The organism is Haemophilus parainfluenzae, assembly GCF_003252795.1.
GTDB lineage: Bacteria > Pseudomonadota > Gammaproteobacteria > Enterobacterales > Pasteurellaceae > Haemophilus_D > Haemophilus_D parainfluenzae_K.
The window spans coordinates 297,391-310,672 of sequence record NZ_QEPQ01000002.1 but is presented as its reverse complement, the minus strand read 5'-3'; the positions used below and the strand labels follow the sequence as shown (position 1 = coordinate 310,672).

Here is a 13,282-nt window from a genome sequence, read left to right as displayed (position 1 = left end):
TATTCAAAATCCCTATTCAAAAATAACCACTTCTTGTTCACTTTGAACACGTTGCATTTTTAATGTACCGATTGCAATGGATTCAACTCTTGTATTATCACTTTCGGTTGCTTCTTGTAATTGCAAATTGCGATATTCGTTTTCAAGGGCTTGGTGTTGTAATACCAACTGCCCGTTTTCAGAAATCAAGCCTCGTGTTTGATGGGTCATCCAAATTGTGCCCATTGCAGAAGCTAAAATTAATAAAAGTAGGACGACAATCAATTTATTAGAAGAAAAAATATCTTCAACGAGAATATGTTGTAAAGGATAACGTTCGCTATTTTCTAACATCTTATTTCACCCTTTCCGCAATACGTAATACCGCGCTTCTTGAACGTGGATTCGCTGAAATTTCTGCCTCACTTGGCTGAATTGCTTTACCAATGATTTTTAATTTTTGATTACGTTGGATTTGATCTTCACGTAATGGTAAGCCTCTCGGAATATCCTCACCTTTACTTTGTTTACGCATGAAATGTTTTACCATTCTGTCTTCAAGTGAATGGAAACTGATAATCGATAAACGTCCTTCTGGTGCCAACATATCCAACGCAGAATTTAATACACTTTCTAACTCATCTAATTCCGCATTAATATAAATTCGAATGGCTTGGAAACTACGTGTCGCTGGATGCTTATGTTTATCTTTAAACGGTACAGCTTGAGCAATCAATTCAGCGAGCTGAGAAGTACGACTTAAACATTTAGTGCCATTTTTGACCGCACTTTTATTGAATTCAACGATAGCAGTCGCAATTCGTTTTGCAAAACGCTCTTCACCGAAGGTTTTTAACACCCAAGTTAAATCATCAACAGATACTTGTTTTAGCCACTCTGCCGCAGATAAACCTTGAGTAGTATCCATACGCATATCTAATGGGCCATCTTTCATAAAACTGAAACCTCGTTCAGCTTCATCAAGCTGTGGAGATGATACGCCTAAATCCAGCAAAATGCCGTCAATTTTACCAACTAAATCGAGTTTTTGACAGATATCTGGAATGTGTGAAAAGCTATTATGTTCAATATGAAAACGAGGGTCTTGAATTTTTTCAGCTTCAGCAATCGCACGCGGGTCGCGATCAATAGCAATTAAACGACCATTTTCAGAAAGTTGGGAGAGAATTAGACGAGAATGACCACCACGACCAAAGGTACCATCGATATAAATTCCGTTTTCTTTCAACGCCAAACCATTCACCGCTTCGTGAAGCAAAACCGTGATATGTTCAGGTGCAGAAAAGGAATTTTGCGTAGTCATAAGTAAAAAGTAAAAGTTAAATCAAAATCGATAAAGAGAAGATAGAGCGGCGCAAGCACCGCTTATCCTGCTAGTGCTGCTGTTCTATAATGACAGCATTTTTAGTTCTTCAGAAGCTCCGAACTCAGCGCTTGAGCCAATTTCGATATCTTCATCAATTTGTGCATACCATTCGGTATCACTCCAAATTTCAAATTTATTCAACTGCCCTACCAACATTAAGCCTTTTTCTAATTTTGCATGTTGACGTAATGGACCACTTAATAAGATACGACCTTGCGCATCCATTTCACATTCAGTGGCATAACCGAGCATAACACGTTGTAAACGGCGTTGATTTGGGTCAAAGTTGGAGAGTGAAAGTAGTTTTTGTTCGATTTTTTCCCATTCATCTAAAGGATAAAGTAATAAACAAGGCTGACGAATATCAACGGTACAAACCATTTGGCCTTGGTTCTTTTCCATGATTTCAGCACGATAGCGAGTAGGAATCGCTACACGACCCTTCGCATCTAAATTTACCGCTGCTGCACCACGAAACATTTCTCTACCTTTAAACGTTTATTTTTAGAAAAATTTGGCAGAATTTTCCACAAAATTCCACTTTTCACCACTTTGCGTAAGTTTATCGGTTGTAGCCTTAACTTGCAAGCAATTAAAACGTAAAGATTGGTAAATTTTGGCAATAAAATAAACAAAAAAACCGTCTAAGGTTTCCCTCAAACGGTTTTTCAATTTTTAACTCGATTTAATTAGTTATTTACATACGCTTCTTCATCACGATCACCTAATGGTTTAAGCTGTGTGAAGAATAATACCAAGCAAAGAACAGTTAAGCCTAAGCCGATATAAACAGATAATTGATAGTCTAAACCGAAACCGATTTTGTTGTATGCAAGATAAGTAAAACATACAGTACTGATAAATGCCGCAGGGATTGTACATACCCAGTGGAATTTATTATAACGGTATAAGTACGCTGCTGCAGTCCATAACATAACCATCGCAGTAGTTTGGTTCGCCCAAGTGAAGTAACGCCATAAGATAGAGAAATCCACTTTTGATACGATATAACCAACCACGAATAATGGCACAGCAATAATTAAACGTTTAGCTAAGGTTTTTTGTTCTAAATGGAAAAATTCTGCAATAACAAGGCGTGCTGCACGGAATGCTGTATCGCCTGATGTAATTGGAAGAACAACCACACCTAATACTGCAAAAATACCACCAACAAGACCTAAGAAATGGATTGAAGAATCATAAACCACTTTAGAAGGCGAACCCGCTTTAATCGCAGCTAACAAATCTGGTAAAGAATCATAGAAACTTAAACCAACTGCACACCATACTAATGCAATCACACCTTCACCGATCATCGCACCGTAGAAAATGAAACGCCCTTCTTTTTCGTTTTCAGTACAACGTGCCATTAACGGACTTTGTGTTGCGTGGAAACCAGATAATGCACCACAAGAGATAGTTAAGAACAAGAGTGGCCATAATGGTAAATCTGCACGGGTTTCAAAGTTTTGGAAGAATTTCTCAAAAGACATACCGTCCACAGAACGATAGAAAGAAATTGGATCTGCTGAGCTAAGATCTGCAGTTACTAAACCATATACCATACCTACAGACATAAAGAGTAATAATGCACCGAAGAATGGGTAGATACGACCGATGATTTTATCAACTGGAAGTAATGTTGCAAGAATATAGTAAATGAAGATGATACCAGTCCAAACACTGATAACTGTCGCTTTATCCATACCCCAAACGGTAATACCACCTGCTTCAGCTACTTGATGGATTTCTTCCGCATTGCTAATAGAAATGCTACCTGATGCGGCACCGAACACATCCATTGTAATCGTACCCATTAATTGAGCTGGACTTGCCACGAATACCACACCCACTAATAATAAAAGCACTACCGCTAATACGTTAATGAATGCTTTAACTGGACGACCTAAGTATTTACCTGCAAGATTAGGCATAGATGCCCCGCCATTACGCACACTTAACATCCCGCAGAAATAATCGTGTACCGCACCAGCAAAGATACAACCCACTACAATCCAAAGCATTGCAACTGGTCCGTATAATGCACCAAGAATTGGACCAAAGATTGGACCTGTACCTGCAATGTTTAATAATTGAATTAACCAAATCTTAGTTTTAGACATTGGCATATAGTCAACGCCATCATTCATTGTATAAGCTGGCGTTTTACGGTTTGGATTGATCACAAAAATGCGCTCAATTACACGACTATAAAAGAAATAACCTGCAAGCAATAACGCCACGCAGAAGAAAAACCACAACATAAAAAATACTCCTCAGGAATAAATGAATACCGAAATTTAGTCATATACTAGACTTCGTCGGCGGTATTCTAAGTGAAAATCATCAAAATCAAAATTTTAATTTTTACATTGTTTCAATTTTGTGATCCATGTCACGTTTATCATTCCGTTTTTTTCACTTACAATAGGCATATAAATTAAAATAATTAATAAAGGATCATCAATGGCTCTCACCCGCTGCCCAGAATGTCGCAAAAAAATCAGCGAATCCGCGCAATTTTGTCCAAATTGTGGGTTTTCCTTTAAAGAAGAAGATCTTGAAATTTACAAACAAAAACTTGAACAAAGACGCCAACAAAACACCGAAATTAATCGAAAAAGCACTAAGCTCCATCTTATTTGGTTGGCTATTTTTACTATTGTTATTTTGCTTGCAAGTTGGCTAACTGGGGAATAAAAAGTGCGGTCAAAAAACAATGAGAATTTTGACCGCACTTTATCTTTATTGCTTAGCTACAGATTAATCTTTTATTTTATCTAACAATACGCTCACTACTTCCGGTACGCCCTTCCCTGCTTTTTCTTTTATTGCGATAACTTGCTTACGAACAAATCCTGTATTGGGATTTGGATCGATCAAGTAAATTGGCGCTTTGCTTGGCGCTTCATTAACTAAGCCATTAGCTGGATACACTTGCAAAGAAGTACCAATCACTAACACGACATCTGCTTGCGCTACAATATCAATTGCTCGCTCTAACATCGGCACCATTTCACCAAAAAAAACAATATATGGACGCATTGGATGCCCATTTGGATCTTTATCTTCCAATTTCTGATCGCCAAAACAATCTACGATATAACTTTCATCAAAGCTACTGCGAGCTTTATTTAGTTCGCCATGTAAATGTAAAACGTTTGAGCTTCCTGCGCGTTCATGTAAATCATCCACATTTTGCGTGATAATTCTGACATCATAGGCTTTTTCTAATTCAACTAAGGCGAGATGCGCTGCGTTTGGCTTAGCCACCGCGGCATTTTTACGGCGTTGATTATAAAAATCGAGCACTTTCGCTCTATTCTTCAGCAAAGCTTCAGGTGTGCAAACTTCTTCGACTTTATGCTCGGCCCATAAACCATCTTCCGCTCTAAATGTGGGAATACCACTTTCGGCACTAATTCCTGCGCCTGTTAATACGACACAAATAGGTTTCATAATATCCTCCTCAGCACTTTATATTATAAGCCTGAAAAACAGATTCACTTCGAATTTATAATAAAAAATCGGGCAATTTTAAAACTGCCCGATTTGTTTCTATTTTTGACCGCACTTTATGCCTTGGCGGTATCAATACGTTCAAATGCTAACACTTTATTTTCTAACTGACGGAGTAATAAAGTAGCAATACCGGTAATGATGAGATAAATACCACCAGCAATACCGTAGATAGTGAGCGCATCATATTCAGTACCGTAAAGTTGGCGTGCATATCCCATGATATCCATAATCGTAATGGTAGAAGCCAACGCTGTACCTTTAAATACCAAGATAATTTCATTAGTATAAGACGGGAGCGCACGTTTTAACGCATAAGGAATTAAGATTTTTAAAGTCTGCAGACGACTTAACCCTAGTGCCGCACAGCTTTCCCATTGGCCTTTAGAGATCGCTTTTACTGCGCCATGGAATAACTGGGTTGAATAAGCCGCACTATTCAATGCTAAAGCTAATGCTGCACAGAACCATGCGTTGGAGAATAATCCCCATAATGGGCTATCCACCAACCATTGGAATTGTCCTGGACCTGCATAAATTAAGAAAAATTGCACTAAAAGTGGGGTGCCTGTAAATAAAACAAGGAATAAATTGACCGCACTTTTGACTAATTTATTGCCAATAGAAAGCAAAAAGGTTAAGCCCAATGCGAGGAAAAAGGCAATAAACAATGCGACAACCGTAAGTAACAGGCTAGTCGGAATACCTTGAGCAATGACTGCTAAATACTCTTGAAACATTATTCGACTCCCCGTTCAAATCGAGTGAAACGTAATTCTAATTTGCGAATACCTACTTGGCTGATCAACGTAATCACCAAATAAATTAACGCAGCAATACCATACCAAGTGAAAGGCTCATGGGTGTTAGTATTGATATACCCAGCCTGACGCATTAAATCATCGACACCAATTAACGACACCAACGCTGTATCTTTTAATAATACTAACCATTGATTGCTTAAGCCCGGTAAAGCGTGTCGCCATACTTGCGGCATAATCAAATGGATGAAGGTATAAGGTCGACTTAATCCTAATGCTGCACCTGATTCCCACTGTCCTTTTGGAATAGCTTGGATCGCACCACGTAAGGTTTGTGAAGCATAAGAGGCAAAAATCAAAGACAATGCAAATACACCACAACCAAAGGCGCTGAATTCGATATACTCACCCGTCAGCATTTCCACAACTTGGGTTGAACCAAAATAAATCAGTAGAACCACCAAGATTTCCGGTAAACCACGCAATAAAGCGATCACAACAGAAGCTGGTTTCGCAATAAAGACATATTTATTCGCTTCTAAAGCCGTAAAAATAATACTGAGCAATAAACCGACAATTAACGAGCAAATAGCAAGCCCTAAGGTCATTAGGGCTGCATGTCCAATTAATGTAAGATAATCATAAAACATAGATTATTTTGTCATCCATTTGTCATAGATTTTTTGGTATTCACCATTTGCTTTCACGGTTTCTAAACCTTTATTTAAGCTTTCTAGCAATTCTTTGCTTGATTTATTCACCGCAATACCTAAACCATTACCGAAATATTTTTTGTTAGTCACTTTCTCGCCAACAAATTGAATTTCAGGCTCTTTAGAAATCATATCAGACAATACGGCTGTATCACCGAAGATGATATCAATACGACCATTTTTTAAGTCTAAGATCGCATCTTGTAAGCTTGCATAAGATTTTGCATTATATTGCTTGGTTTCTGCTGCGGTATATTGTTGGAATGTTGTTCCGTTTTGAACACCAATTGTTTTTGCTGAAGCTAAATCTGCTTTGCCTTTTAAAGCGACATAACTTGCTGTGCTGTCATAATACGCATTAGAAAATGAAACTTGTTTTGCACGCGCTTCAGTAATATCCATTGCAGAAATCGCTGCATCAAAACGTTTTGCTTTCAAGCTTGGAATTAATGCATCAAAAGATTGGCTTTTGAAATGACAAGTCGCTTGGATTTCTTTACAAATTGCATTCGCTACATCCACATCAAAACCGATAATTTCACCTTTTTCATTTGTTGTTTCAAATGGCGGGTAGCTCGGCTCCATCGCGAAAGTGATTTCTTGTGCATTTGCAGCAAAAGCTGAGCCCATTAACATTACGCTTAAAAGTAATTTTTTCATGTTGTGTTTCCTTATTCTGAGTGTGAAAGATATTGTTTAAATTGTTCGGTTTTTGGATTATCAAAGCAATCTGCACTGCCCATTTCAATAATCTTACCTTGTTCCATATAGACGACCTTGGTCGCCACTTTTTGTGCCACGTTCACTTCGTGGGTCACAATCACCTGAGTAATGCCTGTTTGTTGAAGTTCTTTAATAATATCAACAACTTGAGCCGTAATTTCAGGATCCAGTGCTGCCGTTGGTTCATCAAACAACAACACTTGTGGTTTCATCATTAATGCTCGAGCAATAGCAACACGTTGTTGCTGACCGCCTGATAAGTGAAGAGGAAAACGATCGGCATGCTCTTCCAAACGTAAACGTTTTAAAAGTTCTAATGCATCTTTTTTCGCTTCTTCTTCGCTAATGCCTAATACTTTTTGGGGCGCTTCAATCAAGTTTTCAATCACCGTTAAATGCGGCCAAAGATTGTATTGTTGAAATACCATGCCGACATCTTGACGAAGTTGACGAATGGCTTTCGGATTATTATTCGCTTGAGACAAATCAAAATGATTATTCGCAATATGCAATTCGCCAGAGGTCGGCACTTCTAATAAATTTAATGTACGGATTAACGTACTTTTTCCTGCTCCACTTGGTCCAAGTAACACCACGGTATCGCCTTCTTGTGCATCAAGATTGATATCAAACAATGCCTGTGATGAACCATAAAAGAAATTCAAATTTTTAACACTAATCGCCATACTAAGTTTACTGCCATCCTCTCTTGATTTTTAAGAATGAATAAATATTACTTTTTAATGACTAATTATGCAAGTGTTTTTATAAAAAAATCCCAAAAAACTTTTTGGGATCTTTAACTCATTGAATTTTAAACCGCACTTATCGCGAATTAGGCCTATTTTGCCATCTCAAATTCAACTAGCATCATTAGAATATGAATCACTTTGATATGGATTTCTTGAATACGATCTGCATAACCAAAGTGTGGCACACGAATTTCAACATCCGCTAAGCCCGCCATTTTACCGCCATCTTTACCTGTCATCGCAATCACTTTCATGCCTTTTGCTTTAGCCGCTTCAATCGCATTTAAGATATTTTTAGAATTGCCTGATGTTGATAATCCGAATAAAACATCGCCTTCTTTACCGACGGCTTCAACAAAGCGAGAGAATACATATTCATAACCAAAGTCATTACTTACACAGCTTAAATGACTTACATCAGAAATCGCAATTGCAGGATAACCTGGACGATTTTCACGATAACGACCTGTGAGTTCTTCAGCAAAATGCATGGCGTCACAGTGAGAACCACCATTACCGCAAGATAATACTTTACCGCCATTTTTAAAGCTTTCCGCTAACAATTTAGCCGCTTTCTCAATGAGTTTGATGTTGTTATCATCTGAAACAAACTTATTTAATACGTCTTGTGCTTCCACAAGCTCAGCTTTAATTTGATCAAAATACATTTTATTCTCCTTAAAAATTAAAATTCGAGATAGCGTTGGCATTGTATAGCGTTCATTTTAAATAATCTAGCGATCTTTCTTACCTCTCTATTTTCCTGCTTAGTTCTCATTATTTTGCGATACTAATCACAGATTCAATTAAAAACGCTGTAAAAAATGACCGCACTTTTTAAACTCAATAAATTAAAAAAGGAGAGATTATGCGAGTAGTTTATTTATTACTTTGCCTTCTATTCAGTCAAATAACCTGGGCAAATGAGCGTGATTTAATGCTATTAGGCACTTATGAAAACCAAGATATTCAAGGTTGGGTGATGTCTGAAAAATTAGATGGGGTACGAGGTTATTGGGATGGCAAAACATTATTAAGTCGTCAAGGACTGCCCTTGCCTGCGCCGACCTATTTTATTGCTCAATTTCCGCCTTTTGCCATTGATGGTGAACTCTTTAGTGAACGTAATCAATTTGAAGAAATTGCTTCTATCACGAAATCCTTTAAAGGTGATAATTGGGCAAAATTAACACTTTATGTTTTTGATGTGCCTAATGCATCAGGCAATCTCTTTGAACGTCTCAAAATCTTAGAAGATTATTTGAAAGATCACCCTACGCCTTATATCAAGATTATTCCGCAAATTCCGATACGAGATAAAACACATTTATTCGAGTATTTGCATGAAATTGAAAGGAAAAAAGGTGAAGGGATTGTATTACGTAATCCTCATGCGCCTTACGAAAGAAAACGCAGTACACAAATTTTAAAGTTAAAAAGCACTTATGATGAAGAATGTACCGTGATAGCACATCACAAAGGGAAAGGCCAATTTGAGAATATACTCGGATCGCTCACCTGTGAAAATCATCGGGGAAAATTTAAAATCGGTTCAGGATTTAATCTGAGTGAGCGCGAAAATCCACCGCCTATTGGTAGCACGATTACCTACAAATATCGTGGATTAACTAATTCTGGAAAACCTCGTTTTGCCACTTATTGGCGAGAGAAAAAATAAGAGCGGTCAAAAACATCACTATTTTTGACCGCTCTTTATGTTTAATAACTCAATTATAGGTGTTGATTAATAAACGCCGCTAATTGATTTTTTGGTAATGCACCCACTTGTGTGGCAACAAGTTGGCCATTTTTGAAAAGTAGTAAAGTTGGGATACTACGTACACCAAATTGACCTGCAACTAACTGGTTGTCATCTACGTTGATTTTAACGATTTTTGCTTTACCTGCGAATTCAGGTGCGATTTCATCTAAAATTGGCGCAATCATTTTGCAAGGGCCACACCATGGCGCCCAGAAATCCACTAATACTGGAATATCAGATTGCACAACAGTAGTTTCAAAATCTGCATCATTAATATGTAATACTTCGCTCATTTTTGTTTCCTTATCTAATAAGACGTTGACGAATCAACACCTAACGTTAATTGATGTTGTGCATAATAGCACAAGGCATATTGAATTGCACAGATTAGTCCGATTGATAAAAACTAATTATTTAAGTTGTGCAAATGCCTGTAATAAATCGGCCTTGATGTCTTCCACATCTTCTAAACCAACAGAAAAACGCAACAATGTGTTTGTAATACCACGGGCGACACGTTCTGCTTCAGGAATATCCATATGAGTTTGGGTTGCAGGATAGGTAATAAAACTTTCTGTACCGCCTAAGCTTTCCGCAAAGGTAATCAACTTGATTGATTTTAAGAACGTATTGACCCAATTTTCATCTTTCAAACGGAAAGATAGCATTCCGCCTTTGTTTGGATATAACACGCTATCAATTTGTGGCTGTTCGCGTAAAAATTCTGCAATCGCCTTCGCATTATCTTGATGGCGTTTCATACGTAATGAAAGGGTTTTCATTCCACGCACGGTTAACCAAGAATCAAACGGTGAAAGTACGGCACCTGCACCATTTTGAATATAGGCGATACGATCACAAAGCGCTTGTCCTTTTGCAATAATCAAGCCAACTAAACTATCATTGTGACCTGCAATATATTTTGTGCCACTGTGGATTACAATATCTGCGCCTAAATCTAATGGACGAGATAGCACAGGAGTTAAGAAAGTATTGTCTACAATCATTAACAAGTTGTGTTTTTTCGCTAATTTTGAAATTTCTGCCACATCACATTCTTCCATTAATGGATTAGATGGAGTTTCAATAAAAATCGCTTTTGTATTTGCTGTAATCGCAGCTTCAATTTCAGCTAAAGAAGCAGTATTCACATAAACAGGTTTTACGCTGTTGTTATTTTTATAGGCAAAATCCAATAAGCGATAGGTTCCACCATATACATCACTTGACACAATCCATTCATCTGGGCCTTTAAATAAATTCATCAGCACTTGAATTGCCGCCATGCCGGAGGAAAAGGCAAAACCACGATCACCATTTTCTAATTTTGCTACGGTATCTTCCAAAACACTACGCGTTGGGTTTTTCGTACGCGTATAATCAAACCCGGTACTTTCACCAATCCCATGGTGGCCATAAGCTGTTGAAAGATAAATTGGCGTAGAAACTGCACCAGTGCGCTCATCACTGCGATTTCCCGCTTGAGCTAATAATGTATCGATAGAATATTGTTGTGTCATAATTTACCTCTAAAACATGCAAAAATTTGACCGCGCTTTTCTTGATTTAATGGCGAACAAAACGCCTCAATTTTGTCACAAACCCAATCACGATAAAAGTAGAAATTGAAAACTAAGCTAAAATTATATTCTTGTGTCAAATTTTGCTGTAATTTCAACCGAAACGAAGATTTTTTCAACATTTGAATTTTTTTTTCAGATCTTCGATTGACAGAATTTAAAATTTCCGTAAAATTCACCGCACTAACAGCGTATGCGGGAATAGCTCAGTTGGTAGAGCACGACCTTGCCAAGGTCGGGGTCGCGAGTTCGAGCCTCGTTTCCCGCTCCAAACTAACGGCGTGTTAGCAAAGCGGTTATGCACTGGATTGCAAATCCATGTAGCTCGGTTCGACTCCGGGACACGCCTCCATAACCACGCAGTTAGTTAATCACTCAATGCCCGAGTGGTGGAATCGGTAGACACAAGGGATTTAAAATCCCTCGCCTTTCGAGGCGTGCCAGTTCAAGTCTGGCTTCGGGCACCATTTTAAATATAAAAAGAAGATTGTCGCGTAAGCGGCTTTTTTTATACCTAAAATTTAGCTTTTCTGTTTTTTGACTAAGTCATTTATGACTTGGTATCTAACTAAAAACCACAAAAAACGACCACACTTGCGGTCGTCTCTATTTATTGTTTAAAGGATTATTTTAATTTTTCACCTTTAAATTCACCTGTTAAACTTTCTAAGAAAGAGGTTATGTCCTCCACATCTTTTTGAGCAGGCTGTTTCACGTTACTTTGGTATTTCAACATTGCACTCACAGCATCTTTTAATTCTTTTGCTGAGGCATCATGGAAATATGGTGCAGTAAGCGCGACATTGCGCAAGGTTGGCACTTTGAAACGATGCATATCAAACGGATCTTTAGTTTGAGCAAAGCGACCTTCATCGGCATCAGTTAATGGCGTACCACGATCTTTAAAGTAATCGCCGTAGAGTCCCATGTACTCATAAGATTGTCCGCCCATTGCTAGACCAGTATGACAAGTATCACATTTATGCTGTTTGAATAACTCATAACCGTGAACTTGTTGCTCGGTTAAAGCTGTTTTATCCCCTTTCAGATAACGGTCAAAATCACTATTTGGCGTAATTAATGTTTTTTCATATTCACCAATTGCGTGAGTTAAGGTTTCTTTCGTCACTTGTGGATATTCTTTTAAGAATTCTTTTTTAAATTCTTCATCCATTTCAAAACGTGCCACGATGGCATCCCACGAGTGCGAGCCCATTTCTACTGGATTTGTTGGAGGACCTTTCGCCTGATCCGCTAAATCTGCTGCACGGCCATCCCAGAATTGCACAAAGTTAAATGCAGCATTGAATACGGTTGGTGCGTTAATTGGACCTTTTTTACCTTCAATCCCTGTTGAAGTATCAAGTCTATCCACACCACCTTTATCTAATTGGTGACAAGTGTGACATTGAATAGAACCATCGCCAGATAAACGACCATCAAAGAAAAGATCATGGCCTAACGCGACTTTTGCTTCATCAGTCGCAATACTGTCTGGAATAGGTTGCACTAAACGATCTGCATCAACATTGGGAGTTTCTTTTGGTAAAGACATTTTACGAGCTTCACGAATCCAGTTAAGCAATGCTACTTTTTCTTGCTCATCTGGTTTACTTCCCCAGTGGAGATGTCTGAATTTAGCAATTGGCATTTCATTATTTTCAAGCACACGCTGTAGTTTTGCTAAATCTGCTTGAGATAATTTGCTCGGATCTTTTAAGCCTTCAAGTAAACGATCTAGGCGGAAGCACGAAGCCCACTTTGAATATCCGATTGCATTTCATCACCCACAATCGGGAATTTTGAATAAAATGGAAGAGGAGTGCTTGGACTATGGCAATATTGGCAGCTGTTATCAAACAACGCTTTTGCCACTTTTTCTTGTTCGCCTGTATAGCGATTTTCCATTAAAAGTTGGGTCGCATTCTCTTTATCAAATTGGTGTAGATACCCCACAACGCCCAAATAACCTAAGATAGCAATGGCGGCTCCGCCAATAATCAGTTTTTTCATCTAATAATCCTCCAAACGATCAATAAACATAAAAAGAAACGTAAAGCTTAAAGTAAGGTGATTATGCCAAAAAATTGGCTTATATTTTGTATG

General features: G+C 38.1%; 14 protein-coding genes, 3 tRNA genes and 1 pseudogene. 5 read left to right on the top strand and 13 right to left on the bottom strand.

Annotated elements, in window-relative coordinates; all coding sequences use genetic code 11:
- Positions 1-12: 12 nt before the first annotated feature.
- The 4 genes from ftsL to DPV81_RS04050 all read right to left on the bottom strand — a co-directional run bounded on the left by ftsL (position 13) and on the right by DPV81_RS04050 (position 3,630).
- Positions 13-333, bottom strand: coding sequence for a cell division protein FtsL (gene ftsL, locus DPV81_RS04065; RefSeq protein WP_005696538.1), 321 nt, complete (start codon positions 331-333; stop codon positions 13-15).
- A gap of 1 nt (position 334) precedes the next feature.
- The gene (rsmH, locus tag DPV81_RS04060; RefSeq protein WP_111386876.1) at positions 335-1,303 is read right to left on the bottom strand and encodes a 16S rRNA (cytosine(1402)-N(4))-methyltransferase RsmH; all 969 of its coding nucleotides are present in this window, start codon (positions 1,301-1,303) and stop codon (positions 335-337) included.
- 84 nt (positions 1,304-1,387) lie between these two features.
- On the bottom strand, positions 1,388-1,846 hold the full coding sequence (mraZ, locus tag DPV81_RS04055; protein ID WP_005696540.1) for a division/cell wall cluster transcriptional repressor MraZ: 459 nt from the start codon (positions 1,844-1,846) through the stop codon (positions 1,388-1,390).
- A 209-nt stretch (positions 1,847-2,055) separates the two neighbouring features.
- Positions 2,056-3,630, bottom strand: coding sequence for a carbon starvation CstA family protein (locus tag DPV81_RS04050; RefSeq protein WP_111386874.1), 1,575 nt, complete (start codon positions 3,628-3,630; stop codon positions 2,056-2,058).
- 202 nt (positions 3,631-3,832) lie between these two features.
- Between DPV81_RS04050 and DPV81_RS04045 the strand changes: the two genes are divergently transcribed.
- Positions 3,833-4,066 carry a zinc ribbon domain-containing protein gene (locus DPV81_RS04045; RefSeq protein ID WP_049373931.1) on the top strand — a complete coding sequence of 78 codons (234 nt, stop codon included), beginning with the start codon at positions 3,833-3,835 and terminating at the stop codon, positions 4,064-4,066.
- 63 nt (positions 4,067-4,129) lie between these two features.
- Here DPV81_RS04045 and DPV81_RS04040 read toward each other — a convergent pair whose 3' ends face one another.
- The 6 genes from DPV81_RS04040 to lpcA form a co-directional block, all read right to left on the bottom strand.
- Positions 4,130-4,825 carry an SIR2 family NAD-dependent protein deacylase gene (locus DPV81_RS04040; protein ID WP_049373932.1) on the bottom strand — a complete coding sequence of 232 codons (696 nt, stop codon included), beginning with the start codon at positions 4,823-4,825 and terminating at the stop codon, positions 4,130-4,132.
- A gap of 116 nt (positions 4,826-4,941) precedes the next feature.
- The gene (gene artM, locus DPV81_RS04035; protein ID WP_049373933.1) at positions 4,942-5,625 is read right to left on the bottom strand and encodes an arginine ABC transporter permease ArtM; all 684 of its coding nucleotides are present in this window, start codon (positions 5,623-5,625) and stop codon (positions 4,942-4,944) included.
- Entirely contained in the window at positions 5,625-6,296 is a 672-nt protein-coding gene (artQ, locus tag DPV81_RS04030; RefSeq protein ID WP_049373934.1) for an arginine ABC transporter permease ArtQ, read from the bottom strand. Before artQ ends, artM begins: the two co-directional genes overlap by 1 nt.
- A 3-nt stretch (positions 6,297-6,299) precedes the next feature.
- On the bottom strand, positions 6,300-7,019 hold the full coding sequence (locus DPV81_RS04025; RefSeq protein WP_049373935.1) for an arginine ABC transporter substrate-binding protein: 720 nt from the start codon (positions 7,017-7,019) through the stop codon (positions 6,300-6,302).
- 11 nt (positions 7,020-7,030) lie between these two features.
- Positions 7,031-7,768, bottom strand: coding sequence for an arginine ABC transporter ATP-binding protein ArtP (gene artP, locus DPV81_RS04020; protein ID WP_049370083.1), 738 nt, complete (start codon positions 7,766-7,768; stop codon positions 7,031-7,033).
- Between the two features lie 155 nt (positions 7,769-7,923).
- Entirely contained in the window at positions 7,924-8,502 is a 579-nt protein-coding gene (lpcA, locus tag DPV81_RS04015; protein WP_049373936.1) for a D-sedoheptulose 7-phosphate isomerase, read from the bottom strand.
- 200 nt (positions 8,503-8,702) lie between these two features.
- On the opposite strand from lpcA, the gene DPV81_RS04010 reads away from it, so the two are divergent.
- On the top strand, positions 8,703-9,512 hold the full coding sequence (locus DPV81_RS04010) for a DNA ligase (RefSeq protein ID WP_049373937.1): 810 nt from the start codon (positions 8,703-8,705) through the stop codon (positions 9,510-9,512).
- Positions 9,513-9,565: 53 nt separating this feature from the next.
- On the opposite strand, the gene trxA is transcribed toward DPV81_RS04010, so the two are convergent.
- Both trxA and DPV81_RS04000 read right to left on the bottom strand, forming a co-directional pair.
- The gene (gene trxA, locus DPV81_RS04005) at positions 9,566-9,889 is read right to left on the bottom strand and encodes a thioredoxin (RefSeq protein ID WP_005696559.1); all 324 of its coding nucleotides are present in this window, start codon (positions 9,887-9,889) and stop codon (positions 9,566-9,568) included.
- A 117-nt stretch (positions 9,890-10,006) separates the two neighbouring features.
- On the bottom strand, positions 10,007-11,116 hold the full coding sequence (locus DPV81_RS04000; protein ID WP_111386872.1) for a methionine biosynthesis PLP-dependent protein: 1,110 nt from the start codon (positions 11,114-11,116) through the stop codon (positions 10,007-10,009).
- A gap of 255 nt (positions 11,117-11,371) precedes the next feature.
- Here DPV81_RS04000 and DPV81_RS03990 point away from each other — a divergent pair.
- The 3 genes from DPV81_RS03990 (at position 11,372) to DPV81_RS03980 (ending at position 11,643) form a co-directional block, all read left to right on the top strand.
- Positions 11,372-11,447, top strand: a tRNA-Gly gene (locus tag DPV81_RS03990).
- A gap of 7 nt (positions 11,448-11,454) precedes the next feature.
- Positions 11,455-11,528: transfer RNA gene (locus tag DPV81_RS03985), tRNA-Cys, on the top strand.
- 28 nt (positions 11,529-11,556) lie between these two features.
- Positions 11,557-11,643: transfer RNA gene (locus DPV81_RS03980), tRNA-Leu, on the top strand.
- A 158-nt stretch (positions 11,644-11,801) separates the two neighbouring features.
- Here DPV81_RS03980 and DPV81_RS03975 read toward each other — a convergent pair.
- Positions 11,802-13,189: pseudogene (locus DPV81_RS03975) on the bottom strand (cytochrome-c peroxidase).
- Between the last annotated feature and the right edge of the window lie 93 nt (positions 13,190-13,282).

Coding starts and splice junctions, on each gene's coding strand:
- ftsL (WP_005696538.1), bottom strand. CDS start 333: ATGTTAGAAAATAGCGAACGTTATCCTTTACAACATATTCTCGTTGAA.
- rsmH (WP_111386876.1), bottom strand. CDS start 1,303: ATGACTACGCAAAATTCCTTTTCTGCACCTGAACATATCACGGTTTTG.
- mraZ (WP_005696540.1), bottom strand. CDS start 1,846: ATGTTTCGTGGTGCAGCAGCGGTAAATTTAGATGCGAAGGGTCGTGTA.
- DPV81_RS04050 (WP_111386874.1), bottom strand. CDS start 3,630: ATGTTGTGGTTTTTCTTCTGCGTGGCGTTATTGCTTGCAGGTTATTTC.
- DPV81_RS04045 (WP_049373931.1), top strand. CDS start 3,833: ATGGCTCTCACCCGCTGCCCAGAATGTCGCAAAAAAATCAGCGAATCC.
- DPV81_RS04040 (WP_049373932.1), bottom strand. CDS start 4,825: ATGAAACCTATTTGTGTCGTATTAACAGGCGCAGGAATTAGTGCCGAA.
- artM (WP_049373933.1), bottom strand. CDS start 5,625: ATGTTTCAAGAGTATTTAGCAGTCATTGCTCAAGGTATTCCGACTAGC.
- artQ (WP_049373934.1), bottom strand. CDS start 6,296: ATGTTTTATGATTATCTTACATTAATTGGACATGCAGCCCTAATGACC.
- DPV81_RS04025 (WP_049373935.1), bottom strand. CDS start 7,019: ATGAAAAAATTACTTTTAAGCGTAATGTTAATGGGCTCAGCTTTTGCT.
- artP (WP_049370083.1), bottom strand. CDS start 7,768: ATGGCGATTAGTGTTAAAAATTTGAATTTCTTTTATGGTTCATCACAG.
- lpcA (WP_049373936.1), bottom strand. CDS start 8,502: ATGTATTTTGATCAAATTAAAGCTGAGCTTGTGGAAGCACAAGACGTA.
- DPV81_RS04010 (WP_049373937.1), top strand. CDS start 8,703: ATGCGAGTAGTTTATTTATTACTTTGCCTTCTATTCAGTCAAATAACC.
- trxA (WP_005696559.1), bottom strand. CDS start 9,889: ATGAGCGAAGTATTACATATTAATGATGCAGATTTTGAAACTACTGTT.
- DPV81_RS04000 (WP_111386872.1), bottom strand. CDS start 11,116: ATGACACAACAATATTCTATCGATACATTATTAGCTCAAGCGGGAAAT.